Source organism: Gordonia phthalatica, assembly GCF_001305675.1.
Lineage (GTDB): Bacteria > Actinomycetota > Actinomycetes > Mycobacteriales > Mycobacteriaceae > Gordonia > Gordonia phthalatica.
Window position 1 is genome coordinate 1,401,628 of sequence record NZ_CP011853.1, and the last position, 23,382, is coordinate 1,425,009.

Below are 23,382 nucleotides of genomic sequence, written 5' to 3' on the forward strand. Positions count from 1 at the left end.
TCCCGTGATCGACGCATGGCTGGCCGCGAACCTGGGCCGAGTGGTGGGGTGGCGCCGAGAGATCCACGCCGAACCCGAGTTGTCGATGGCGGAGTTCCAGACCACCGCTAAGGTGGTCCAGATCCTCACCGACGCAGGCCTGCGGCCCAAGGTTCTGCCGAAGGGCACCGGCGTGGTCTGCGACTTCGGCCCCACCGACAAGCCGCGGATCGGCCTGCGCGCCGACCTGGACGGCCTGCCGATCCCCGAGCAGACCGGGCTGCCGTTCACCTCCAAGGTGGAGAACGTCTCGCACTCGTGCGGACACGACGCGCACGCGGCGATCCTGCTCGGTACCGGCCTGCTGCTCGCCGATCACCTCGCGGCAGGCAATGAGCTGCCCTTCGGGGTGCGGTTGCTGTTCCAGGCCGCCGAGGAAGTGATGCCGGGCGGTGCTCTCGATGCGATCGACGCCGGCGCCACCGACGGCCTGACCCGCATCTTCGCCCTGCACTGCGATCCGCACCTGGCCGCAGGCACCGTCGGCCTGCACGTCGGTGCACTGACCTCGGCCGCCGACCGCGTCGAGGTCCACTTCCGCGGCCCCGGCGGTCACACCTCGCGGCCACACCTGACGGCGGACCTCGTCTACGCGATGGGCACCGTCATCACCGGGCTCCCCGGATTCCTGTCGCGTCGCGTCGATCCCCGGTCCGGCACGGTCATGGTCTTCGGCGCCGCGCACTCCGGTGACGCGTCGAACGCGATCCCGCAGGAGGGCCGTCTGCGCGGCACCGTCCGTACCGGCGACCGGGCGGTCTGGCAGGACCTGGAGCCGCTGGTCCGGAACATCGTCGGCGAACTCGTCGCGCCGTTGGGCGTCAACTACGACCTCACCTATGTCCGCGGCGTGCCGCCGGTCGTCAACGACGGCGACAGCGTCGCGATGCTGCGGCGCAGCGTCGATCTGATCGGGCCCGGCGCGGCGGTCGAGACGCCGCAGTCGCCCGGCGGCGAGGACTTCGCCTGGTACCTCGAATCGGTGCCCGGCGCGATGGCCCGCCTCGGCGTCTGGAGCGGTGTTGGCCCGCACTGCGATCTGCACCAGCCGAACTTCGACATCGATGAGCGGGCCCTCGGCGTGGGCGTCGCCACCCTCGCGGGCGTGATCCTGGGCGGCGAACTCCAGTAGGTCGCCGTCGGCGCCCCAGTCTCCTGCTGGGACGGGGCCCTACTGGGGACCGTCAGACGTGTCGTCGAGCGGTTCGTCCGGGCCGGGCCCCACGTTGCGGGCCTCGTGGAGGCGCAGTCGCTCCACGTAATCGGCGGGGGCGCCGGCGATCTCAGCGGCGTCGGCCATCACGCCCAGGTAGCGAGCCGACGGCAGACCGCCCTCGTAGCCGTCGATGACGTACAGCCAGGCGAGGACCGGCCCGTCCGCGGTGTCGACGCGGGCGCGGATCTTCCGGTGGACGCCGAGCTCGGTGCCCTCCCAGCTGTCGAGGGTCTTCTCGTCCTCGACGGTCACGTCGTACAGCACCACGAAGACCTTGGCGGTCGGGTCGTCGCGATCTTCGGTGACGGTCGCCAGCGATCCCTCCCAGCCGATGTCGTCACCGGCGAAGGTCAGACGCCAACCGTGGAGCCACCCGGTCGACGACATCGGGGAGTGAGGGGCCCGTTCCAGCATCTGGGCGGGGTCCATGTTCGACGCGTAGGCGGCATAGATCGGCACCCTGTCAGAGTATTGCGTCGGCCTCCGGTTAGGAACACCGGTCGGTCCGCACGCGCGTGACCCGTTGACGGGATAGGTTGTTACCGGACTTTCTTGAAGCGTGTCGAAGGAGCGTGTTGCAGTGGCGAAGATCGTGATCATCGGTGGTGGCCCCGCCGGGTATGAGGCGGCGTTGACCGCGGCCGCGTACGGGGCTGACATCACGGTCATCGACTCGGACGGCATCGGCGGCGCCTGCGTCCTGTGGGACTGCGTCCCGTCGAAGACGTTCATCGCCTCCACCGGCATCCGCACCGAGGCGCGTCGCGCCGCCGACCTGGGCGTCGACATCTCCGCCGAGCAGGCGTCCGTGTCGCTGCCCCAGGTGCACCAGCGCGTGAAGGACCTGGCCTTCGCCCAGTCCGCGGATATCCGTTCGCGACTCGTCTCCGAGGGCGTGAAGATCGTCCCCGGCACCGGCCGGCTCGGCGAGCTGCGGCCGGGCATCGGCGCCCACGAGGTGATCGCCACCCTCGCCGACGGCACCACCGAGACCTACGACGGTGACATCGTCCTCATCGCCACCGGTGCCTCGCCGCGCATCCTGCCGACCGCGGTGCCCGACGGCGAGCGGATCCTCAACTGGCGTCAGCTCTACGACCTCACCGAGCTCCCCGAGCACCTCGTGATCGTCGGATCCGGTGTCACCGGCGCCGAGTTCGCGCACGCCTACACCGAGCTCGGTGTGAAGGTGACCCTGGTGTCCAGCCGCGACCGCGTGCTGCCGCACGAGGACGAGGACGCCGCCCGCGTCCTGGAGGAGGCGTTCTCCGAGCGAGGTGTCACGCTCATCAAGTACGCGCGCGCCGACCAGGTGACGCGCGACGAGACGAGTGCCACCGTCCACCTCACAGACGGTAAGGAGGTCACCGGCACGCATGTCCTGATGACCGTCGGTTCGGTCCCGAACACCGACTCGCTCGGCCTCGACGAGGCGGGCATCGCCGTCGACCGCGGCGGCTACATCACCGTCGACCGCGTCTCGCGCACGTCGATGCCCGGCGTCTATGCCGCCGGCGACTGCACCGGCGTGCTGCCGCTGGCCTCCGTCGCGGCCATGCAGGGCCGCATCGCCATGTACCACGCACTCGGCGAGGGCGTCAGCCCCATCCGCTTGAAGACCGTCGCGTCGGCGATCTTCACGCGACCCGAGATCGCGAACGTCGGCGTCTCTCAGAAGTCGATCGACGCGGGGGAGTACCCGGCGCGCACCGTGATGCTGCCGCTGTCGACCAACCCGCGCGCCAAGATGAGCAGTCTGCGTCGCGGCTTCGTCAAGATCTTCTGCCGCCCGGCCACCGGCGTCGTCATCGGCGGCGTCGTGGTGGCACCGAACGCCTCGGAGCTGATCCTCCCGATCGCCATCGCGGTCGAGAACAAGCTGCAGGTGTCGGAGATCGCGCACACCTTCTCCGTGTACCCGTCACTGTCGGGGTCGGTCACCGAGGCGGCGCGTCAGCTGATCCGCCACGACGACTTGGATTGAGTCGCCTGCGTTCTCGCCGGATACGGTGGTCTCGATGAGCACCTGGCGGGAACTTCTCGGACGTGAGCACCGTGCACCGATGACGGTGATGGCGGGCGGCATCGCGCTGTTCGCCATCAACGTTTACCTGACGACGTCCCTGCTCCCCAGCGCCGTCGCCGACATCGGCGGTGAGGAGCTCTACGCCTGGACGATGACGGTCTTCCTCGTCGTCTCGGTGATCTCGTCGATGCTGGTGGCGCGGTGGCTAGCAAAGTTCGGCGCGCGGCGGTCGTACGTGTTCTCCTTCGCCCTCTTCACCGCGGGCACGATCGTGGCCGGCGCGTCGCCGACGATGACCGTGATGCTGGTCGGCCGTGCACTCCAGGGCTTCGGCGCCGGGCTGCTCGGCGGTCTCGGTTTCGCGGTGGTCCGGCTCGTCCTACCGCCGCATCTCTGGCAGCGGTCCATCGCTCTCATGTCGGCGATGTGGGGTGTCGGCAACTTCGTCGGTCCCGTCGTCGGCGGGTTCTTCGCCGAGATCGGTTTCTGGCGCGGGGCCTTCGGGCTGCTCGCGCTGTTCGCCCTCGGCCTGATCGGTTTGACCCTGCGGTCGCTGCCCGCGCGCAACGCCGACGTGGAGGAGCCCGGACCCGTGCCCTGGACGTCGCTGTCGTTGTTGACGGCCGCGGTCGGTGCCGTCAGCGTCGCCTCGCTGGTGCACGGGGCCGCGACCTGGATTCTGATGGCGGCAGCGGTGGTCGGCGGGGCGCTGTTCGTCGTCTGGGAGAGGCGTGCGTCGACGCGGGTGCTGCCGGAGATGACCTATCGGGGTCCGTCGCCACTGCGGTGGATCTACCTAGCGATCCTGGTGTTGGCCGCGGTGTCGACAGTCGAGACCTTCCTTCCGCTGTTCGGCCAGCGCATCGGCGGGCTGGGCCCGTTGGCCGCCGGATTCCTCGGTGCGGCGATCTCATGGGGCTGGACCGTCTCGTCGATCGCCTCCAGTGGCGTCGAGTCCGAGCGGGGTCGCAGGGCCGTGCGGCTGTTCGGCCCGCTCCTTCTCGGCACCGGTCTGATCGCCTACGGCGCGCTCCAGATGAACGACCCGTCGACCGGGGTCATCGTCGCGTGGTTCGCGGTCCTCTTCGTCGGCGGCTGCGGTATCGGCATGGCGATGGCGCACTGGTTCACCGCCGGCCTGCGCGTCACGGACGACGAGACCCAGGCGCCGCAGGTCTCGGCCGGACTGAACACCAGTCAGCTCATCGCGAACGCGTGCGGCTCGGCGCTCGCCGGACTGCTGGTCGCGATCGGCGGACCGGACATCGTCGACTCGGCCAAGATGCTCAGCTACGGATTCGCGGTGCTCGCGTTCTGCGGGATCGTCGTGGCGCTGCGAGAGTTCGCCGTCGACAAGCGCTGGCGCGCGAGCACCGCGTCCGAGTAACTCGGTCTGCGTGATTCAGGCGGCGACAAGGGCGTCGGTCTGGCCGATGGCGGCGGTCGCACCCTCGACCATTCCCATCTCAAGGACCTTCCGCAGCTCCTCCGCGCTCGCGAACGTCGAGGTGTAGATCGCGCGCGTGCCGGTCGGAGTGGATTCGAACGAGTAGCGGTTGGTCGACACCGGCATGTCCTCGGCGGGGTTGAGGTCGGCGTCGGCGAAGCCGTCGGTGAAGGTGAACGACGAGGTCGGGTCGACGGACTGCATCTGCCACCACCCGCCGAAGCGCTCGCCGTCAGGGGAGGTCATGTAGTACTTGGAGCGGCCGCCCGGCGTGAGGTCGTGCTCGACGAAGGTCGCGGGGTACTCCGGCGGACCCCAGACCCGTTCGAGCTGACGCGGGTCGGCGTAGATCTACCAGACGCGTTCGACGGGGGCGGTGAACTCGGCGGTCATGGTGAGGGTGTTGGTGTCCGTGTCGGTCTGGACGTCGGTGACAGGCATGGTGGGGTCCTTCGGCGTGGTGGGGTGAGCGGTGCTGTTCATCGAGGGGAGTCGTCAGGCGGCGCGGCGAGCAGATCGTCGATCCGCGAGATGCGACCGCGCCAGATCTGTTCGGTGTCCGCGAGCATCGCGGACACCGATCGCACAGCGTTCACGTCGCCGGACGCCATCTGTTGGCGACCGTCCCGTCGTTTGACGAGGAGGCCGGCCCTTTCGAGGACAGCGACGTGTTTCTGTACCGCGGCGAAGCTCATGTCGTACTTCTCCGCCAATGCGCTGACCGAGTGTTCGCCGGCCAGCACGCGTCGCAGGATGTCGCGCCGCGTGCGGTCGGAGAGCGCGTGGAACAGGGCGTCGGCCCGGTCCTCATCGCTTTCGATCATGACTCCAACATGCAACCGATTAGTTGTATGTCAAGGGCTGGTTGGAGTTCGGGACGTCGAAGGGGAGCGTCAGGCCAGGTCGAAGCTGTGGGTGACGGCGCGGTTCCAGCCGTCGAACAGGCGGGTGCGCTCGTCGTCGGGCATGGTCGGCTCCCACTGGCCGCCGTGTGCCCAGTTGGCGCGGATCTCGTCGACGCTCTCCCAGAAGCCGACGGCCAGTCCGGCCGCGTAGGCGGCTCCGAGCGCGGTGGTCTCGTTGACGACGGGGCGGACGACGGGGACGCCGAGGATGTCGGACTGGAACTGCATCAGCAGGTCGTTGACGACCATGCCGCCGTCGACCTTCAGTGTGTTCAGGGGGACGCCGGAGTCGGCTTCCATCGCCTCGATGACCTCGCGGGTCTGGTAGGCGCTCGCCTCCAGGACGGCCCGTGCGATGTGGGTGCGGTCGGCGAAGCGGGTGAGTCCGACGATCACGCCGCGCGCGTCGGGACGCCAGCGGGGAGCGAACAGCCCGGAGAAGGCGGGGACGAAGTAGACGCCGCCGTTGTCGTCGGCCTGCCGGGCGAGGTCCTCGACCTCGGGAGCCGACTTGATGATCCCGAGATTGTCGCGAAGCCACTGAACGAGGGAGCCGGTGACGGCGATCGAGCCCTCGAGCGCGTACCGGGCGGGTTCGTCGCCGAGGCGATAGCAGACGGTGGTGAGCAGTCCGTGCTTCGACAGGACCGGCTCGGTACCGGTGTTGAGCAGCAGGAAGTTGCCGGTTCCGTACGTGTTCTTGGCCTCGCCGGGCTCCAGGCAGGCCTGCCCGAACATGGCGGCCTGCTGGTCGCCGAGGATGCCGCCGAGCGGCACGTTCGGGAGCGAGCCGACGGTTCGCAGATCGCCGAGGACACCGGAACTGGAGTGGATGGTCGGCAGCATCGACATCGGGATGCCGAAGTCCGCGCAGATCTGTCCATCCCACTGCAGGGTGCGCAGGTCCATCAGCATGGTGCGGGAGGCGTTGGTGACGTCGGTGATGTGCAGGCCGTCGTCGATGCCGCCGGTCATGTTCCAGGCCAGCCAGGTGTCCATGGTGCCGAACAGCAGGTCGCCGGCTTCGGCGCGGTCGCGGGCGCCGTCGACGTTGTCGAGGATCCAGCGGACCTTGGGGCCGGCGAAATAGGTGGAGAGGGGGAGTCCGGTCTTCTCGCGGTAGCGGTCGACGCCCTCGTCGCCGGCCAGTTCGCGACAGAGGTCGTCGGTGCGGGTGTCCTGCCAGACGATGGCGTTGTAGACGGGTTGCCCGGTGTGGCGATCCCACACGACGGTCGTCTCGCGCTGGTTGGTGATGCCGCATGCGGCGATCGCTCCCGGCTGCAACTGTGCGCCGGCGAGGGCCGCTGCAGCGACGCGGCGGGTGTTGCGCCAGATCTCCATCGGGTCGTGCTCCACCCAGCCCGCGCGCGGGAAGATCTGCTCGTGTTCGAGCTGCTCGCTGTACACCACCGAGCCGCTGCGGTCGAAGATCATCGCCCTGGTGGACGTGGTTCCCTGATCGATGGCGGCGACGTATTCAGCATCCGGATTCACGGGTGACAGTCTCGCACGTTGTCCGGTTACCCTCGGGTAGTCTTGCGAAATATGGAGAGCGAGTTCAACCCCGATCGTCCCGCGGACCTGAGTCCGGCCTATCGCGACGAAGCCTGGCGACGGTTGAGTGAGGAACAGTTCGACATCGTCGTCATCGGCGGCGGTGTGGTCGGCGTCGGTGCCGCGCTCGACGCGGCGACGCGCGGTCTGCGCGTGGCGCTCGTCGAAGCCCGCGACATCGCTTCGGGGACGTCGAGCCGGTCGTCGAAGATGTTCCACGGCGGGCTCCGCTACCTGGAGCAGTTCGAGTTCGGCCTGGTCCGCGAAGCGCTCCATGAGCGTGAGCTCTCCCTGCGGCTGCTGGCGCCGCATCTGGTGCGACCGCTGCCCTTCCTGGCCCCGCTGACGCGCCGGGTCTGGGAGCGGCCGTACATGGCGGCGGGCCTGTTCCTGTACGACCGGATGGGCGGCGCCAAGTCGGTACCCGGTCAGCGGCACGTCAGTCGCGCCGGCGCACTCCGCGTGGCGCCGAGCCTCAAGCGCGACTCGCTCATCGGCGGCATCCGCTACTACGACACCGTGGTCGACGACGCCCGCCACAGCCTGACCCTGGCGCGCACCGCCTCCCAGTACGGTGCGGTGATCCGGACCTCGACGCAGGCGATCGGGTTCCTCACCGAGTCCGACCGCGTGATGGGCGTGAAGGTCCGCGACAGTGAGACCGGCGAGACCACCGAGGTCCGCGGCCACTGCGTCATCAACGCGGCCGGCGTGTGGACCGACGAGGTGCAGGCGCTCTCGAAGCGCCGCGGACACTTCAAGGTCCGCGCGTCGAAGGGCGTGCACATCGTGGTGCCCCGCGACCGCATCGTGTCCGAGACTGCCATCATCCTGCGGACGGCGACGTCGGTGCTGTTCGTGATCCCGTGGGAGACCCATTGGATCATCGGCACCACCGACACCGACTGGAATCTCGACCTCGCCCATCCGGCGGCGACGCGCAAGGACATCGACTACATCCTCGATCGCGTCAATCAGGAGCTCGTGACGCCGCTGACGCACGACGACATCGAGGGCGTGTACGCCGGGCTGCGCCCACTGCTCGCCGGTGAGGACGATCAGACGTCGAAGCTGTCGCGCGAGCACGCTGTCGCTGTGGTGGCACCGGGTCTGGTGTCGATCGCGGGTGGCAAGTACACGACGTACCGCGTGATGGGCGCCGACGCGGTGGAAGCCTGCAACGACTACATCCCCACGCGTGTCGCGCCGTCGATCACCGAGCGGGTTCCGCTGGTCGGCGCGGACGGCTACTTCGCGCTCATCAATCAGTGCGAAAATCTGGGGGAGCGGTTCGGGCTGCACCCGTACCGGATCCGTCGCCTGCTGAACCGCTACGGCTCACTTCTCGACGACGTCCTCTACTACGCCGACGCCGATGCGTCACTGCTCGAGCCGCTGACGGCGGCCCCGCAGTACCTGCGTGCCGAGATCGTCTACGCAGTGTGGGTGGAGGGTGCACTACACCTGGAGGACGTCCTCGCCCGCCGGACCCGCATAGCGATCGAGTACAGCCACCGCGGCGTGGACTGCGCACAGGAGGTCGCCGACCTCATGGCGCCGATCCTCGGCTGGGACGAGAAGACCACCGCCTGGGAGGTCGCGAACTACACCGCGCGCGTGACGGCGGAGAAGGCGTCGCAACGCCAGCCCGACGACGAGTCCGCGGACGCCCTGCGTGCTGCGGCACCTGAGGCCCGCCGCGAGATCCTGGAGCCGGTGCCCGTACCCGAGTAGCAGTTCAGTTCACGTCGGCTCAGGCGGCGGCGGTGGGTTCGAGTGTCATCGTTCGTCGGGCGTTGGAGCGGATCGGTTCCCGGAATCGTTTCGGATGATCCGGATCCAGCGGTGGCCGGAACCACGGGTGACGATCGTGGCCGATGAACACTTCCCACCCGGTCTGGTGAATCACCGTGTGGTGCATCCGGCACAGGAGCACGCAGTTGTCGATCGCGGTGTCGCCGCCCTCCGACCACGGAGTGCAGTGATGGGCGTCGGTCCAGGAGACCGGGCGCCCGCAGCCGGGGAACGCACACCCGCGATCACGGGCCTCAAGGGCTTTCCGCAACCCGGCGGTCACCAACCTGTGTTCGCGCCCCACATCCATCGGTGCCGAATCGGCATCCATCACGACTCGTCGCATCGCGGCCTCGCACACCACCAGCCCGACCGTCGAGGCTGAGACCGGGCCGGTGAACCCGAGCGAGGCGACTCGCGACGATTCCTGTGCGGCACCGGTTTCCGCACTGGCCTGCGCGATCGGGACGATCAGCGTCACGTGCGGGAGCACGCCACCGGAGACGGTGGGCCGATCCCGACCGGCCAGGTAATCGCGAATGATCTGCGCGTGCGCGTCGGCTCGACGCTGACTGGCCGACCGCGGATCCGGCGTCCCATCGGGTTGCGGAATCGGTTTACACAAGGGATCGAGTGCTTGACTGAGCTCTTCCCCGGACAGCGCATCGGTGTCGAGCGAAACTATCGTGCGTCCGTCCTGGCCGGTCACCAGAGTCATCTCGTTCAAGTCCGGATTCTCCGCGACCGGCACGGCATCGGGATCAGTCTCGTCGATCTCGGGTGCCCATTCGATCGCCAACTCGCGAGCCCGGTTGTCCACATCCTTCGGCGTCGCCTGCGACGACAAGCGTCGCACCAGATCGGCGAGAGACTCATCGTCGAGCGGAACCCTCTTCTGAACGAACGAGATCCCCCGTGCGACAGCGTCGGCCTGCTCGATCGGCACACCACCGACCCTCGCCCGACTCATCAACCCCGGCATCTGCCGTGCGGCCTGCCCGACACGGACCAACCGCTGCGCCAATGCCGGCACGACCCCCAACTGCTTCAACAACTCCACCGGACTCTTCAACCGCTTACGACGTCGAGTCCCGGCACGCTCGGCCACCTCCGCCACCTGCGACAGGGCGGTCGTGGACAGGTTCAGCACTCTCGCCAGGCCCACCATCATCGCCAGAATCCGATCATCATCGGACCCGACCGTGGACGGTGCCGCACACAACCGTGCAAGCTCACCACCCGACGTGGATTCCCCTGGCGGACAGAGCGCTTCGGTCAACACATCAGCGAACTGATCAACAACATCAGCGAACGCTGCATCGATTCCAGCCATCACAGTCCCCTCGCCTTCACAAAACTTTTCGCGCGATCGCAGACCCTGCCGCGGGATCACCGCGGGTGTCGGCGACCGTGCATCGAACTCACACATTTCCTGAAATCAGACGCACGAGCAGACCACCGCAACCACACTCCGGTGCGATCACGAACGCAGGGAGACGCCGTCGCCGAGGCTCGGCACTGGACTAGCACGCCTGATGCCGAAGCCCCACCGGGGGCTCCCGCTCCGGCGAGGTCCTCGAGCGGCCTTCCCCGCAGCTCGACGTCCCCGGCCGATTCAGGCGACCGGTCCGCACCCCTTGCCGGCCGACCCCCGACCGACGGCGTCCCACCTTTTGCCGTCGGACACCCACCGGCCATCCCTCCAGCTCCCACGCCCCGGAAATGGCCCGTGTCGCCTGTGCCACGACGCGCTATGAACTTCTCAAACAACTTGAGACGACCCGTAGGCTGTCTCTCTCTTTGCATCTATAATGATATAAGTCACACGTAATTAGTTCAATAGTTCGATATTGGATCGTGATACGTGCTCTTGAACTACGTATATAGGCATGAATCAGACTATTGTCAGTCTCTGACAGTGTCGGACCGAGGCGAGTGACCCGGCCAATTCGGGGCCTTGGGCACCTGACGAGCGCCAGAGAACGCGACAGGGTGGAGGCATGAGCAACGCACCGGTCGAGGTCCTCAGCGAAGAGAAATCGTGGAAACTGTTGAACGGCAGTGTGTTCGGCCGGCTGGCGATGTGCATCGACGGACAGCCTGAGATCTTCCCGCTGAATGTCTTCGCGAACGACGGGACGATCCTGTTCCACACCGCGGACGGCACCAAGTTGCGAGAACTCCTCGCCAATGACCGTGCGGTCTTCGAGACGGACGCCTTCACGAGCAAGCACGGCTGGAGCATCGTCGCCAAGGGAAGGGCACGGGTCCTGTCCGATCCCGCAGAGATCGCCGACGCCGAGCGCAGCCCGCTGCACACCTGGGTGCCGACGGTGAAGACGACCTACGTGCGGATCGACGTCGACGAGATCACCGGGCGCCGCTTCGCGTTCGGATTGGACTCGCGCGAGGAATGAGGGGAGTCACCCCTTCGCGCGTCGAACCACCCAGCAGTCGAACTTCCCATACCCCTTCACGCTGACGTTGGGGATGCGCCGCAGCACGAGGTCGTCGGCGCGCGTCTCCTCCGGTGCGTGATCACGGCACAGGACCTCGTGCACGCCGCGGTCGGCGACGACGGTGCCGGGGCGTGCAACTGACGTGAGGCGGGACGCGATGTTGACGGTGGGGCCGAAGACGTCGCCGAGCCGTCGAACCACATTGCCGTAGGCGATGCCCGCGCGAACAGCCGGGAACTCGTCGTTCTCGTCGCGGCCGCGCGCAGTCAGTACGAGGGCGATCTCTGCGGCGGACCGCGGGTCGGTGGTGACGAACAGCGCTTCGTCGCCGATGGTCTTGATGACCTGGCCGCCGTGGTCCACGACCACCTCGGTCACCGCGGCCTCGAAACTCTCGATCCACGCGATCAGTTCGCCCTGATCGAGCTTCTTGCTCTGCGAGGTGTACCCGACGATGTCGACGAAGCCGATCGCGAGCAGTTCGCCCGAAGCGGCGGACGCCTCACTCGTCATCAGACCGGCCGACGCGCTCGCCAGGTGTCGGCGCCACACATAGTCCTGGAACGCCTCGATCTTCGGGAGCGCCTGCTCGACGAGCGCAAGGTGCTCGGCGTCTGTGGCGTCGTTCTGAATGCGGATCTCGGCGAGCAGCCGTGTCTGCCACTCGGCGAGCCGCGCGAAGCTGCGAGCCAACGTCCGGACAAGGGCCGCTTGGGATTCGATGCTCACGATGCCGAGACGCATCAATTCGGCGCTCGCGCGGAGCGCTTCGACGTCCATCGGAGTGAAGGCGACGGCCTCCTCGGGCACGGTCGGGAAGCCGAGGAGTCGCCACAGCGCGGACGCGGTGCCGAGGTCGATGCCTGCCTGCTCGACGACGTCGTTGCGGGTGAGCGTCGGGGCCTCGCCGAGGAGTAGATTCTCGAGGCCTTGGGAGAGCTCTGCGGAGACCTCCCGAGGTCGGGGCGCTGCTTCCATGTCGTCGTCGCTCACGGCCACATTATGCGTGCGCACGGGGCGTGTCGTCCGCTGTTTGTGGCGAGTCCAACGAGCCTGCCCGGCATGTCGTACGACACCCCGTGATTCCCTGGTCAGAACCCGGCAGAGGCGGCAGACTGGGGGCCATGAGCGCAGACGCAGTCGAGAAGTTGAGTCCGGAGCAGTCGTGGGAGCTGTTGGAAGGCAGCGTTCTCGGGCGCCTCGCGGTGTGCGTGGACGGGAAGCCCGACATCTTCCCGCTGAACATCTACGCCGCGGACGGCAAGATCCTCTTCCGCACGGCGGAGGGCACCAAGCTCGCCGAACTCGCCTGCAACGACAACGCGGTCATCGAGACCGACTCGTTCACCAGCCGCATCGGATGGAGCGTCGTCGCGAAGGGCCGTGCGCGAACCCTCGTCGACTCCGCGGAGATCGAAGCCGCCGACCGGAGCCCGCTGCGTCCGTGGGTCTCCGGAACGAAGACCACGTACGTCGAGATCGACGTCGCCTCGATCTCCGGTCGCCGGTTCATCTTCGGCCCGGACCCGGATCGCGAGATCACGTAACCCGGCATCAGCGTAGCGGCGCCACCGTCTCGCCGAGTTCCGTGATCGCCGCCCGAGCCTCGTCGACCGTCGTGTCGGGGACCGGGAAGACGACCTCGGAGACGCCGATCGACTGCCAGTGGCGGATCTGGTCCGCGTCGGGTTCGGCCGCGAGAACGCTGACGTACGGCGAACCCTCGCGTCCGGCCGCGGTCCACAGTTCCGTCAGACGCGCCAACCCCTCGTCGATCGCCTGCTCGATCGGTGTCGTGATCCAACCGTCGGCGGCGTCGACGATCCACTGGAAGTTCTTCTCGGTGCCGCCGGCGCCCAGCAGGATCGGAGGGCGTCGACGCTGCGTGGGCTTCGGCCACGCCCAACTGGCGCCGAACGACACGAAGGGACCGTCGTGCGCGGCCTCCTCCTGCGTCCACAGCGCTTCCATCGCCGCGAGGTAGTCGCGCAGCGCCGTGCGCCGCTTACGCGGTGGCACGCCGTGGTCGGCGAGTTCTTCGAGGTTCCAGCCGAACCCGACTCCGAAGGTGACGCGGCCGCCCGACAGGTGGTCGAGGGACGCGATGGTCTTGGCGAGGGCGATCGGATCGTGTTCCAACGGGAGTGCCACCGAGGTGCCCAACCGGATCCGATCCGTCACCGACGCCGCCGACGCGAGCGAGACCCACGGGTCCAGCGTCCGGAAGTAACGGTCATCCGGGATCGTCTCGGTGCCGGTTCCCGGATGGTTCGACTGACGGACGACGGGGATGTGCGTGTGCTCGGGAACGTAGACCGCGTCGAAACCGGCGGCCTCCGCCGCCTGCGCCGTGGCGGCCGGGGTGATTCCGCGGTCGCAGGTGAACAGCGATACGCCGAACTGCATCACGCCTCCCCGTCGGCGAACGCGCCCTCGGTGATCGTCGCGGCCGGGTCGAGAGGACGGGTGATGGACCAGTACTGGGTGAAGACGCAGCGCGAGGTCTTCCATTCCCCGTCTTCGATCACGTACTCGTCGTTGTACTCACCGATGGAGACGCTCTCGGTCTGCTCGACGGTGTTCACCTGGCGGAAGCGCAGCGTCCAGCGTCCGATGGCGGTCCCGGGGCCGGTCACCGTGATGTCCGGGTGCATGCCGTGATGCATGTCGAAGACGACGTGCTTACCGTCCACCCGGTGGAATGCGATCTGCGTGAAGATCTGCGCCATCGGCTCCACATCGTCGAAGACGCCGAGGGGACCGTAGTCGATGACGGCGCCGTGCGCGATGAACGCGTCGCGGAAGCCCTGGGGATCCTTGCGATCGCACGCGCGCCAGTACCGGTGCTTGAGTGCTTTGATCTGTTCGATGTCTTCCAGGGCGGCCAAGCGCTCTTCGACGGTCACGCAGTACTCCTCGGGTCGCTGTGATGTTGTGACGCCGACCATAGGCGGACGCGCGACCCGTCGGTCCGGATGCGCCCACTGGCCGGGAATCCGCAGGTTATTCAGGCTGAGGGAACCGGCGGCTGGCAGCGCGGGCAGAAGTAGATGCTCCGCTCCGCGGGAGGATCGCCCAGCATGCTGCGTTCGATCGTCGTTCCGCAGCGTCGACAGGCGCGTCGATCGCGGCCGTAGACCCACAGTTCGCGGCCGCGTGCAGTGACGCCGGTCGTCGACCGCACCGCGCGGAGGCGGTTGTCGGCCAGGAGTCGGTGCGCCAGACTCACCATCGGCGGAAGATCGACGTCGCTGACCGGGGTGCCGGGATGCACTCGACGCAGGAAGCAGATCTCGCTGCGATAGACGTTCCCGATGCCCGCCAGCTTCCGCTGATCGAGCAGTGCGACGCCAATCGCCTCGGTCGGAGAAGCCGCGAGGTTGGCGACCGCCACGTCCGGATCCCAGTCGTCGCCGAGCAGGTCCGGTCCGAGGTGCGCGACGGCGCCTGCGGGATCGGACAGCACCTCGAGCACGCCGAGATCGAAGCCGACCGCCTCCACCTCGCCTGCCTGGAGGACCACGCGGGCCGTGTGTCCTGGCCGCCGCCATCGCGCACCGACGGCGTGGACGTCCCACACGCCCTCCATCTTGAGATGCGAATGGATCGAGACCGGCGCGCCGCCATCGCGTTCGACATCGATGAACAGGTGCTTGCCCACTGATCGCACGGCGACGACGACACCGCCGGTCAGGTCGACGGTCGCGAACACCGGCACCCGGAAGTCGGTGCGCGTCAGCGTCTTTCCGCGCAGGGCCGTGCGCAGCCGGTGAGCGGCGCGGAAGACGGTGTCACCCTCGGGCATCGGTCAGCGCCGCCGCGGATCGTAGTTCATCCGCAGCCCGCGCGGCGTGGTCGCGAACCCGGCGGCCACGAGCTGCTCGCCGAGCGGGGTGCGGCGGACGGGTTCGCCGTCGACCTGGTCGATGTGGATCCGGGGGATGCGCCCGGCGGACACCGCCTGGAACAGCGCATCGGCGGCGGCCTCCAGCGCGTCGGTGTCGTCGGTGAACGTCAGGACGGTCTTGCCGCCTCGCTCGACGAAGACGACGGCGTGCCCGGCCACCAGCACGACCACCGCACCGGGCTTGCGACCCGGGCGATGTCCCGACTCGACGGACCGGGCGGGCCAGTCCAGGGCTGCGCCGTACGGGTTCGCCGGATCGGTGGTCGCCAGCACCACCGCCTCCGACCGCTGCTCGCGCGTCGGGACGACGGTCTCGCGGAGCAGGTCGACGGTGTGGCCTGCGGCGAACTGCGCGCCGCCCAGTCCGTCGATGTAATAGCCGCGCCGCACCTGTCCGTTGTCCTCGAACACGCCGAGCGCCTTGTAGATGCGGGCGAAGCCGCCCTCGGTGGACTCCGCGGCCACCGAGCCCTTGGTGACGACGCCGTACCGGTCGAGGAGGATCTCGCAGGTCGCCGCGGCCGCGGTGGTCGGGTCGACGTCGACGCGACGCAGTACCGACCACCGACCGCCGACGTGCGGCGGTGTGGCCGCCGGGGCGCCGGCACCCGCGAGATAGTGCGTCGACAGTCGTGCCGCTCGCAGCCGCGGTGCCCGACCGCGCGTCCGATGTGCGGACGTGGCCGACGACCGCGCTGCCCGCGGCGGATCGAGCGCCGCCCGCACGACTGAGAACGAGTCGTTGGTGATGTAGCCGCCCCACACCAGATCCCACAGCAGGTCGGGGAGCTCGCCGTCGCCGATCGGTGTGCCTGCGTCGGTCAACGCCGCGGACAGTTCACGGAAGCGGACCGCGCCCAGACGACCCAGGGCGTCGAGAACCGTCCGCTGCGTCGCCTCCAGTTCGTCGCCCTGCGGTGGTCGCAGGGTCAGGGCAGCGGCGTCGGCCAGATGCAACGCCACCCAGCCGTCCGCGCCGCCGATGCCGCCGTGACCGGACCAGATCACCTCGCCCGACGCAGTGAGCTCGTCGAGCATTCCCGGCAGGTAGTCGTCGACGCGAGCCGGGAGTACGAGCGTCTCCCACGCGGACGCGGGAATCGGCTGGCCGGCCAGCTGCTCGACGACGGCGGCGACCCCCGCCACGCCCCGCGGACGCGACGTGTCGCCGATCCGGTGCCAACCGAGCAGGAACCGCGCATAGGCGTCTCCGGACACCGGCTCCACCTCGGCACGGCCGGGCGCGAGCGAACCACGCCGCAACTGCGTCAACACGTCCGAGTGACACCATTGAGACACGCGATCGCCCTCGGGCAGGGGTGTGAACTCTCCCTCGATCACCGTGTGCCGTGCGGCCAACTCGTCGAGAGTGCGCGCGACGACCGCCGGTGCCATGCCCAGTTCCTCGGCGACGTCCGCGGCGGTGAACGGACCGTGCGTACGGGCGAATCGATGCACCAGGTCGGTGATCGGATCCGGGATCGGTTCCAGGTAGGCGGCCGGAACCCCGAGCGGCAGGGGAACGCCGAGGCCGTCGCGGAGACGGGCGGCGTCGTCGACCGCCGCGAGCTTCGGCGTTCCCCGCATACTGACGTCGATGGCGCGACCGTCGGCGACCAGGCCGTCGAGCAGTGCGGTGAGATCGTCCTCTCCGCGATACCGCGCGGCGACCTCGTCGCGCGAACACGGGCCCAACCAGCGCAGCAGGTCGATCACGTCCTGGCCGTCCCGTGCCTGTCGTTCCGGAGCGGTCCGCTGCAGGCGGGCGACCACGTCGTCGATCACCGTGGGGTCCAGCAGCTCGCGCAGGTCGACCCGCCCCAGCAGCTGCGCGAGCAGCGCGGTGTCGAGGGAGAGCGCGGTGGCGCGGCGTTCGGCGAGCGGCGCGTCGTCGTCGTCGTAGATGAACGATCCGACGTACCCGAGCAGCATCGACGCGGCGAACGGCGACGGCGCCGCGGTCTCCACCTCGACGACGCGGATCTTCCGGCGCGCGATCCGCGTCAGCACGTCGATCAACGCGGGCAGGTCGTAGACGTCGGCAAGGCACTCGCGGACGGTCTCCAGAATGATCGGGAAGTCCGGGAACCGCGAGGCCACAGACAGCAACTGCGCGCTCCGCTGCCGTTGCTGCCACAGTGGTGCGCGCTTGCCCGGGTCACGTCGAGGCAGCAGCAGAGCTCGGCCGGCGCACTCGCGGAACCGAGACGCGAACAGCGACGAGTCGGCCAGCGCGCGCGTCACGTCGTCCTCGATGTGCAGCGGGTCCAGGACGAAGACGTCGGCGCCGGGCGGGTCGTCGTCGGTGTCCGGCAGTCGGACGATGATGCCGTCGTCGGTGGCGGTGGTGGCGCCGTCGAGACCCAGCCGAGCCGACAGCTGCGCGGCGATCGCACTCGCCCACGGCGCGTGCACGCGCAGCCCGTAGGGCGAGTGCAGCACCAGCCGCCAGTCGCCGAGCTCGTCGCGGAAGCGTTCCAGCACCAGCGTGCGGTCGGTCGGAAGGGTGCCGGTGGCCTCCCGCTGCTCGGCGATCAGCGCCGCGAGGTTCTGTCGGGCGTACGTGCTCAATCCCAGGTCGTCGGCCAGGCGGGAGAGCTTCTCGTCATCGCCGGCCAGCCCGACGAACTTACCGATCGCCGCACCCAGCTCCGCCGGACGGCCGACGGCGTCGCCGATCCAGAAGGGCAGCCGTCCGGGCATCCCGAACGCGGGGGACACCAGCACGCGGTCGTGCGTGATCTGCTCGATCCGCCAGCTCGAAGCCCCGAGTGCGAAGACGTCGCCGACCCGCGACTCGTACACCATCTCCTCGTCGAGCTCTCCGACGCGGCGCGGCTGCCCGTTCCGCGAGGCCTCCTCCGACCCGACGAGGAAGACGCCGAACAGCCCGCGGTCGGGGATCGTCCCGCCGGAGGTGACGGCCAGTCGCAGGGTTCCTCGGCGGGCGACCAGCGTTCCGGCGGTCCGGTCGTAGTCGACGCGCGGCCGCAGCTCGGCGAACTCGTCGGAGGGATACCGCCCGGAGATCAGATCGAGGACCGCGTCGTAGACGTCGCGGGTCAGGGTCTTGTACGGCATCGCACGCCGGACGGTGTCGAACCACTCGTCCACGTCGAGGTCGTCGACGGCGGTCGCGGCGATGGTCTGCTGGGCCAGGATGTCGAGGGGATTCGACGGCACCGACAGCGCCTCGATCCTCTCGCTCAGCATCATCTGGGTGACCACGGTGCAGTGGATCAGATCGGTGCGGTGCTTGGGGAACAGGACGCCCTGGCTCACTTCGCCGACCTGGTGACCGGCGCGGCCGATGCGCTGCAGACCGGCGGCCACCGACGGCGGTGCCTCCACCTGGATCACCAGGTCGACGGCCCCCATGTCGATGCCCAGCTCCAACGAGCTGGTCGCGACTACGCACCGCAGCCGGCCGGACTTCAGCGCGTCCTCGATCTCGGCGCGCTGCTCCTTGCTGACCGACCCGTGATGGGCGCGGGCGAGGACGGACTCCGCGCCGGCGGTGGTTCCGCTGCCCGACACGTACGACGGCATGCCGCCCGGCACTCCGGGGTTCGGGCGGTCCGATTCGACGTCGTCGCCGGCGCGCTGGGCCGCGATCTCGTTGAGTCGGGCGGTGAGCCGTTCGGCCAGGCGTCGGGAGTTCGCGAACACGATCGTCGAGCGGTTTGCCTCGATCCGATCGACGATCGCTGCCTCGACGTGCGGCCACAGCGATCCGGCGGTGGGGGAGAACGCGTCGTCGAGTCCCTCGGCGCCGGTCGCAGGCGGCGGGATGTTCGCCATGTCCTCCACCGGCACGTCGACGGTCAGGTCGAAGGTCTTCGCGGCGGGCGGCTTCACCACCGTGCACTCGGCCGCACCGGCCAGGAACTCGCCGACCAGGGCCTCCGGTCGCACGGTGGCCGACAGTCCGATGCGTTGCGCAGGCGCGTCCAACAGGGCGTCGAGACGCTCCAGCGACAGGGCCAGATGGGTGCCGCGCTTGGTGGCGGCGACGGCGTGGACCTCGTCGACGATCACCGTCGTCACGGTGGCGAGGGTCTCGCGGACCGACGACGTCAGCATCAGGTAGAGGGACTCGGGGGTGGTGATCAGGATGTCCGGCGGGTGCGTCTGCAGCCGGCGACGGTCGGCGGGCGGGGTGTCGCCGGAGCGGATCCCGACGCTGATCGACGGCGCCTCCACGCCCAGACTCGCGGCGGCGTTGGCGATTCCGACGAGCGGCGACGCCAGATTGCGCTGCACGTCCACGGCCAGCGCCTTGAGCGGCGAGACGTACAGGATGCGGACGCCCGCCTTCTCCTCCCGTGGTTCCGTGAGCCGCTCGCGGTGCAGGGAGTCGATGGCCCACAGGAACGCTGCGAGCGTCTTGCCGGAGCCGGTCGGCGCGACGACGAGCGTGTGGTCGCCGCGCGCGATGGCCGACCACGCACCGGACTGGGCCCGCGTCGGCGTGCCGAACGCCTCGCTGAACCACCGTTGCGTGGCCGGATGCATGCTCTGCAGAATCGACGCTCCCCGGGCCACCGCTCCATTCAAGCGCATACCCCCGACAGTCCACATCGGACTGCCGGGGGCACGAGTGCTGCGGGAGGAGCGAAACGCGTCAGGCGGCGGGCTTGCCGTTCCACTCGATGAGCTTCCAGCCCTTCTGCGGGGAGCCCTTCACGACGACGCGGCCGGTGTTCTGCAGCGGGTCGCTCTGCATCTTGCTCGGGTCGGGATTCGACACGGAGATGAACGTCCAGAACATGATGGTGCCGCCGTGCGAGAAGATCACCGGGCGCTTGCTGCCGCGCTTCTGCGCATCCTTCAGGGAGTCGTCGACGCGCTTCTTGAACTCGTAGCCGTTCTCGGCGCCGGGCGTGCGCGCGCTCAGGTCGCCCTTCATCCACTGCAGGGGCGCCGCGAGGTAACCGCGCAGCGCGTCCTTCTCCGGGGTGCCCTCGTAGATGCCGGCCTCGATCTCGTGGAAGCCCGGTTCGACGATGATCGGCAGGCCGCGCAGCGCGGACGTCGGCTGCGCGGTCTGCTGGGTGCGCACCATGCGGGAGGCGTAGATGCCGTCGAATTTGCGATCCGCCAGAAGCGAGGCGACCGCGGCGGCCTGCGCCTGGCCCTTGGCGGTCAGCGAGGGGCCCGGAATGCTGGTGTCGATCATGCCGGAGGTGTTGCCCGCGGATTCGCCGTGGCGGACGAAGGTGACGAACATTTCGCCGGTCGCCGGTGCCGCGACGGCGGTCGCGGTGCCGGTCAACAGCATCGCGACGACGGAGAGCAGGGCGGCGATCACCGCAGGCAGTCGGTTCTTCAGAATTCGCACGGGGGTCCTTTCGGGGAGGGAGGGAGACCGGTCGCGCTGAGTGCGGCGCACTGCGTGACCTGTTTCACAGGTAGCGTACGGGCGGGCGACCCCGCGTCGGGCGTCCCACTGAGCGGACGTCTCGGAATGCATGCGCGAGGCGTTACACTCGGCGAGCCGACGAGATTAACCCGGTGAGAACCCGGGGCGGTCGCGCCACTGTGAGCGGTTTCGAGAGGAGCCGCGAGCCAGACAGTCGCGTCGGCGTTCATGGACACCCGACCCGGACGCGAAATCCGGAGAACAGGACGCATCATCATGTCTGTCTCGATCCAGGCCGCCGAGCAGCCCCGCGCGCTGGCCCTGCCGACCGCCTCCGCTGCCGACGCGGCCCTCTGGCTCACCGCCACCGTGCTCCTCGCGGCCCTGGCCTACTACTTCCTCGGCTACGACCAAGGCGCGGTCTCGGTGTTCGGCAGTGATACCCATGTGCACGAGTTCGTGCACGACGCCCGCCACTTCCTCGGCTTCCCCTGCCACTGAGCGAAGGGGACAATCGAACATGGAACGCAGGATCACCGGCATCGGCGTGCTCGCCGGACTCGTTGCCGGCATCGTCGCCTTCGTCTACGCGCGGATCTTCATCGAACCGCAGGTCGCGCTCGCCGTCGATTACGAGGGAGTGCGCTCTCACGCCGAATCGCTGGTCACCGGCGAGCACGAACACGGCCATGAGATCTTCTCCCGCGGGGTGCAGGAGAACCTCGGCACTGGAATCGGCACCCTCGTCTTCGCCGTGGTCATGGGCGCACTGTTCGCCGTCGCCTTCATCGTCGTGTGGGCGTTTCTCGGTCGACGCAGTCCGTCGACCGATCCGCGCTTCGTCGCCGTCGGTCTCGCCGCGTGCGCCTTCGTCGCGGTGAGCGGCGTGCCCTTCTTCGTGTATCCGCCGAACCCGCCCGCGGTCGGGGAGGAAGCCACCCTCGGTGCACGGTCGGGGTCGTATCTGACCCTGACGTTGGTCTCGATCGGGCTGATGGTCGCGGCCGCGGTCCTCGCCTTCTGGTTGTCGGAGCGGATCGGCGGGTTGTGGGCCGTTGTCGCCGGCGCGATCGCCTATCTGTTCGGTGTCACCGTCACCGCGACGCTGCTGCCGGATTTCGCGGAGATCCCCGGTCCGGTGATGGACGGCGATCGCATCGTCGGTCCGGGCTTTCCCGGGCAGGTGGTCGCCGACTTCCGCATCTATGCGGTGGCTGACCAGGTGCTGCTCTGGACGGTGCTGACGGTCGTCTTCGTCGCGCTCCTGCACCGCGTGATGCGCCGCGAGGCGCGGCAGCGTGGGCCGAGCCTCGTCGAGGCGGGGATCTGACCGCACTCCGGATCGTGGTCGCCGCGCGGACCGCACCCAACAGGGCGGTGCGGTTCGGCGGCGAGTACGACCCGCTCGACGGCCGCGGGCGGCGTGACGCAGCGGCCCTCGAGGGCATGCTCGACGGCGCGCCCGCGATCGCCGGTCCGGAGCGGTCCGTCGTCCAGACCGCGGAGGCGATCGGAGTCGCCCACGCGGTGGACCCTCGTTGGCGGTCGCTCGACATCGGCGTGTGGCGAGGGATGCAACCGCAGGACGTGCCTGTCGCGGACCTGGCGGCGTGGTTCACCGATCCGACCTGGGCCGGGCACGGCGGCGAGTCGATCGCAGCGTTCGTGGCGCGGATCGCCGAGGCCGCGGCCTCGGCCGGGACAGGCATCGCGATCGTCGCCAAACCAGTCGCGCAGGCACTGCTGTGCGGCGGTGCGTCGTGCTTCTTCACGATCGACGTCCGTCCGGCGACGCTCTACGAGATCGTGCGGTGATCAGCCGGAATACGACGGCGGCGAGACTGTCGTACCCCTGTGCCACCATCGCGGCATGGACGCCAGAGACGCTCACCTGATCGTTCCCGACGGCTGCGCGGACTGGTGTCGCAGGCAGCCGTACGCCATCACCGTGCTGGAGGACGTCGTCGAGGTGGACCTCGACTGGTGGAACAGTCGGCTGGCCCGTCGCGAGATCCCCGCGCAGATCTCGGGACGCACTTCGGACGGCGCCCAGGTCTGGGCGGGGAAGGCGTTCATTCGTCGCGGCGATCTGGAGCCCGACGCGCCGGGCGTCGAGCTGAAGGAGGAGCCGGAGTTCTCCCGCCTCTACATGTGCGCGGCGTGGCTCGCCGAACACCGGCGGCGTGCGGTGCCGCGACGGTTCGTCGACGTCGGAGAACCCGGCGGAGGAGATCGGCGGTTCACCGCGATCGGACAGGCCCTCGCGGTGTGCCAGGGATCGCCCGGCCTGTTCGACATGTCCGCCTACCGCGACTGGTCGGGCTGGCCGGCGGCGCCCGGCGTCGGCCATACGCTGATGTCCCTGTACTGCTGGGCGTTGCATCGGGGCGGCGGGGAGCGCCCGCAACTGCTCGACAACGACTCAGCGGGCAGTCTCACCTGGCACGGTTGGATGGTGTCGTCGTCGGCGTCGCAGTTCTCGGTCCGGCGTTACGCCCGCTACAACGCGCTGATTCACGGGTGGGCCGAGCAGGCCGTGGTCCCTGCCGAACTCGTCGAGATGTGGCTGAATCGCGAGTGGCACATGCGCTGCACCGAGGGCTCGAAACGCCGGGACGGTTCCGCGCTGTGACCCGCGCAGGGTACCGTCGAACCTCAAGTGGAACGTGT

The 23,382-nt window shown here is 68.9% G+C and carries 20 protein-coding genes, 1 pseudogene and 1 riboswitch; of the genes and pseudogenes, 10 read left to right on the forward strand and 11 right to left on the reverse strand.

What is annotated here, in order from left to right:
• Window positions 1-4 precede the first annotated feature (4 nt).
• Window positions 5-1,171 (forward strand): amidohydrolase, encoded by a 1,167-nt coding sequence (locus tag ACH46_RS06565; protein WP_226995787.1) that lies wholly within the window; start codon window positions 5-7, stop codon window positions 1,169-1,171.
• A gap of 39 nt (window positions 1,172-1,210) precedes the next feature.
• Here ACH46_RS06565 and ACH46_RS06570 read toward each other — a convergent pair whose 3' ends face one another.
• Window positions 1,211-1,714 (reverse strand): gamma-glutamylcyclotransferase family protein, encoded by a 504-nt coding sequence (locus tag ACH46_RS06570; protein ID WP_062392214.1) that lies wholly within the window; start codon window positions 1,712-1,714, stop codon window positions 1,211-1,213.
• Between the two features lie 121 nt (window positions 1,715-1,835).
• Here ACH46_RS06570 and ACH46_RS06575 point away from each other — a divergent pair, with 121 nt between their 5' ends.
• Both ACH46_RS06575 and ACH46_RS06580 read left to right on the forward strand, forming a co-directional pair.
• Window positions 1,836-3,239: an NAD(P)H-quinone dehydrogenase gene (locus ACH46_RS06575; protein ID WP_062392215.1), complete on the forward strand. Its 1,404-nt coding sequence runs from the start codon at window positions 1,836-1,838 to the stop codon at window positions 3,237-3,239.
• Window positions 3,240-3,273: 34 nt separating this feature from the next.
• Window positions 3,274-4,668 carry an MFS transporter gene (locus ACH46_RS06580; RefSeq protein WP_062395064.1) on the forward strand — a complete coding sequence of 465 codons (1,395 nt, stop codon included), beginning with the start codon at window positions 3,274-3,276 and terminating at the stop codon, window positions 4,666-4,668.
• A 15-nt stretch (window positions 4,669-4,683) separates the two neighbouring features.
• On the opposite strand, the pseudogene ACH46_RS06585 reads toward ACH46_RS06580, so the two are convergent.
• The 3 genes and pseudogenes from ACH46_RS06585 to glpK all read right to left on the reverse strand — a co-directional run bounded on the left by ACH46_RS06585 (window position 4,684) and on the right by glpK (window position 7,070).
• Window positions 4,684-5,169: pseudogene (locus ACH46_RS06585) on the reverse strand (SRPBCC family protein).
• Window positions 5,170-5,207: 38 nt separating this feature from the next.
• The gene (locus ACH46_RS06590) at window positions 5,208-5,552 is read right to left on the reverse strand and encodes an ArsR/SmtB family transcription factor (protein ID WP_062392216.1); all 345 of its coding nucleotides are present in this window, start codon (window positions 5,550-5,552) and stop codon (window positions 5,208-5,210) included.
• A 69-nt stretch (window positions 5,553-5,621) separates the two neighbouring features.
• Complete coding sequence (gene glpK, locus ACH46_RS06595) at window positions 5,622-7,070, reverse strand: glycerol kinase GlpK (RefSeq protein ID WP_062392217.1); 1,449 nt, start codon at window positions 7,068-7,070, stop codon at window positions 5,622-5,624.
• Window positions 7,071-7,181: 111 nt separating this feature from the next.
• On the opposite strand from glpK, the gene ACH46_RS06600 reads away from it, so the two are divergent.
• Window positions 7,182-8,924: a glycerol-3-phosphate dehydrogenase/oxidase gene (locus ACH46_RS06600; protein ID WP_062392218.1), complete on the forward strand. Its 1,743-nt coding sequence runs from the start codon at window positions 7,182-7,184 to the stop codon at window positions 8,922-8,924.
• A 19-nt stretch (window positions 8,925-8,943) separates the two neighbouring features.
• Here ACH46_RS06600 and ACH46_RS06605 read toward each other — a convergent pair whose 3' ends face one another.
• Window positions 8,944-10,317 carry an HNH endonuclease signature motif containing protein gene (locus ACH46_RS06605; protein ID WP_062392219.1) on the reverse strand — a complete coding sequence of 458 codons (1,374 nt, stop codon included), beginning with the start codon at window positions 10,315-10,317 and terminating at the stop codon, window positions 8,944-8,946.
• Between the two features lie 667 nt (window positions 10,318-10,984).
• Here ACH46_RS06605 and ACH46_RS06610 point away from each other — a divergent pair.
• Window positions 10,985-11,401, forward strand: a complete 417-nt coding sequence (locus ACH46_RS06610; protein ID WP_062392220.1) for a pyridoxamine 5'-phosphate oxidase family protein — start codon at window positions 10,985-10,987, stop codon at window positions 11,399-11,401.
• 6 nt (window positions 11,402-11,407) lie between these two features.
• On the opposite strand, the gene ACH46_RS06615 is transcribed toward ACH46_RS06610, so the two are convergent.
• Window positions 11,408-12,436 carry an adenylate/guanylate cyclase domain-containing protein gene (locus tag ACH46_RS06615; RefSeq protein WP_226995788.1) on the reverse strand — a complete coding sequence of 343 codons (1,029 nt, stop codon included), beginning with the start codon at window positions 12,434-12,436 and terminating at the stop codon, window positions 11,408-11,410.
• Window positions 12,437-12,567: 131 nt separating this feature from the next.
• Between ACH46_RS06615 and ACH46_RS06620 the strand changes: the two genes are divergently transcribed.
• Complete coding sequence (locus ACH46_RS06620; protein WP_062392221.1) at window positions 12,568-12,990, forward strand: pyridoxamine 5'-phosphate oxidase family protein; 423 nt, start codon at window positions 12,568-12,570, stop codon at window positions 12,988-12,990.
• Between the two features lie 7 nt (window positions 12,991-12,997).
• On the opposite strand, the gene ACH46_RS06625 is transcribed toward ACH46_RS06620, so the two are convergent.
• From ACH46_RS06625 to ACH46_RS06645, 5 genes are all read right to left on the reverse strand, one after another.
• Window positions 12,998-13,849, reverse strand: coding sequence for an LLM class F420-dependent oxidoreductase (locus ACH46_RS06625; RefSeq protein WP_062395068.1), 852 nt, complete (start codon window positions 13,847-13,849; stop codon window positions 12,998-13,000).
• Complete coding sequence (locus ACH46_RS06630) at window positions 13,849-14,391, reverse strand: nuclear transport factor 2 family protein (protein ID WP_417935279.1); 543 nt, start codon at window positions 14,389-14,391, stop codon at window positions 13,849-13,851. The genes ACH46_RS06625 and ACH46_RS06630 overlap by 1 nt, the downstream gene beginning before the upstream one ends.
• 59 nt (window positions 14,392-14,450) lie before the next feature.
• Entirely contained in the window at window positions 14,451-15,248 is a 798-nt protein-coding gene (locus tag ACH46_RS06635; RefSeq protein ID WP_062392222.1) for a DNA-formamidopyrimidine glycosylase family protein, read from the reverse strand.
• Between the two features lie 3 nt (window positions 15,249-15,251).
• The gene (locus tag ACH46_RS06640; RefSeq protein WP_470303240.1) at window positions 15,252-19,913 is read right to left on the reverse strand and encodes an ATP-dependent helicase; all 4,662 of its coding nucleotides are present in this window, start codon (window positions 19,911-19,913) and stop codon (window positions 15,252-15,254) included.
• A 61-nt stretch (window positions 19,914-19,974) separates the two neighbouring features.
• Window positions 19,975-20,691: a histidine phosphatase family protein gene (locus tag ACH46_RS06645; RefSeq protein WP_062392224.1), complete on the reverse strand. Its 717-nt coding sequence runs from the start codon at window positions 20,689-20,691 to the stop codon at window positions 19,975-19,977.
• Window positions 20,692-20,858: 167 nt separating this feature from the next.
• Window positions 20,859-20,925, forward strand: a riboswitch (cobalamin riboswitch).
• A gap of 63 nt (window positions 20,926-20,988) precedes the next feature.
• Between ACH46_RS06645 and ACH46_RS06650 the strand changes: the two genes are divergently transcribed.
• The 4 genes from ACH46_RS06650 to ACH46_RS06665 are packed head-to-tail and all read left to right on the forward strand — an operon-like array spanning window position 20,989 to window position 23,344.
• Window positions 20,989-21,213, forward strand: coding sequence for a CbtB domain-containing protein (locus ACH46_RS06650; RefSeq protein ID WP_062392225.1), 225 nt, complete (start codon window positions 20,989-20,991; stop codon window positions 21,211-21,213).
• 19 nt (window positions 21,214-21,232) lie between these two features.
• Window positions 21,233-22,042 carry a CbtA family protein gene (locus ACH46_RS06655; protein WP_062392226.1) on the forward strand — a complete coding sequence of 270 codons (810 nt, stop codon included), beginning with the start codon at window positions 21,233-21,235 and terminating at the stop codon, window positions 22,040-22,042.
• A 14-nt stretch (window positions 22,043-22,056) separates the two neighbouring features.
• Window positions 22,057-22,527 carry a histidine phosphatase family protein gene (locus tag ACH46_RS06660; RefSeq protein ID WP_062392227.1) on the forward strand — a complete coding sequence of 157 codons (471 nt, stop codon included), beginning with the start codon at window positions 22,057-22,059 and terminating at the stop codon, window positions 22,525-22,527.
• Between the two features lie 55 nt (window positions 22,528-22,582).
• Complete coding sequence (locus ACH46_RS06665) at window positions 22,583-23,344, forward strand: 8-oxoguanine DNA glycosylase OGG fold protein (RefSeq protein WP_062392228.1); 762 nt, start codon at window positions 22,583-22,585, stop codon at window positions 23,342-23,344.
• The last annotated feature ends 38 nt before the right edge of the window (window positions 23,345-23,382 follow it).

What these genes read in the sequence shown, in the direction of transcription:
- ACH46_RS06580 (WP_062395064.1), top strand. Translation starts at nt 3,274, where the DNA reads ATGAGCACCTGGCGGGAACTTCTCGGACGTGAGCACCGTGCACCGATG.
- ACH46_RS06590 (WP_062392216.1), bottom strand. Translation starts at nt 5,552, where the DNA reads ATGATCGAAAGCGATGAGGACCGGGCCGACGCCCTGTTCCACGCGCTC.
- glpK (WP_062392217.1), bottom strand. Translation starts at nt 7,070, where the DNA reads ATGATCTTCGACCGCAGCGGCTCGGTGGTGTACAGCGAGCAGCTCGAA.
- ACH46_RS06600 (WP_062392218.1), top strand. Translation starts at nt 7,182, where the DNA reads ATGGAGAGCGAGTTCAACCCCGATCGTCCCGCGGACCTGAGTCCGGCC.
- ACH46_RS06605 (WP_062392219.1), bottom strand. Translation starts at nt 10,317, where the DNA reads ATGGCTGGAATCGATGCAGCGTTCGCTGATGTTGTTGATCAGTTCGCT.
- ACH46_RS06610 (WP_062392220.1), top strand. Translation starts at nt 10,985, where the DNA reads ATGAGCAACGCACCGGTCGAGGTCCTCAGCGAAGAGAAATCGTGGAAA.
- ACH46_RS06620 (WP_062392221.1), top strand. Translation starts at nt 12,568, where the DNA reads ATGAGCGCAGACGCAGTCGAGAAGTTGAGTCCGGAGCAGTCGTGGGAG.
- ACH46_RS06625 (WP_062395068.1), bottom strand. Translation starts at nt 13,849, where the DNA reads ATGCAGTTCGGCGTATCGCTGTTCACCTGCGACCGCGGAATCACCCCG.
- ACH46_RS06630 (WP_417935279.1), bottom strand. Translation starts at nt 14,391, where the DNA reads ATGGTCGGCGTCACAACATCACAGCGACCCGAGGAGTACTGCGTGACC.
- ACH46_RS06635 (WP_062392222.1), bottom strand. Translation starts at nt 15,248, where the DNA reads ATGCCCGAGGGTGACACCGTCTTCCGCGCCGCTCACCGGCTGCGCACG.
- ACH46_RS06640 (WP_470303240.1), bottom strand. Translation starts at nt 19,913, where the DNA reads ATGCGCTTGAATGGAGCGGTGGCCCGGGGAGCGTCGATTCTGCAGAGC.
- ACH46_RS06650 (WP_062392225.1), top strand. Translation starts at nt 20,989, where the DNA reads ATGTCTGTCTCGATCCAGGCCGCCGAGCAGCCCCGCGCGCTGGCCCTG.
- ACH46_RS06655 (WP_062392226.1), top strand. Translation starts at nt 21,233, where the DNA reads ATGGAACGCAGGATCACCGGCATCGGCGTGCTCGCCGGACTCGTTGCC.
- ACH46_RS06665 (WP_062392228.1), top strand. Translation starts at nt 22,583, where the DNA reads ATGGACGCCAGAGACGCTCACCTGATCGTTCCCGACGGCTGCGCGGAC.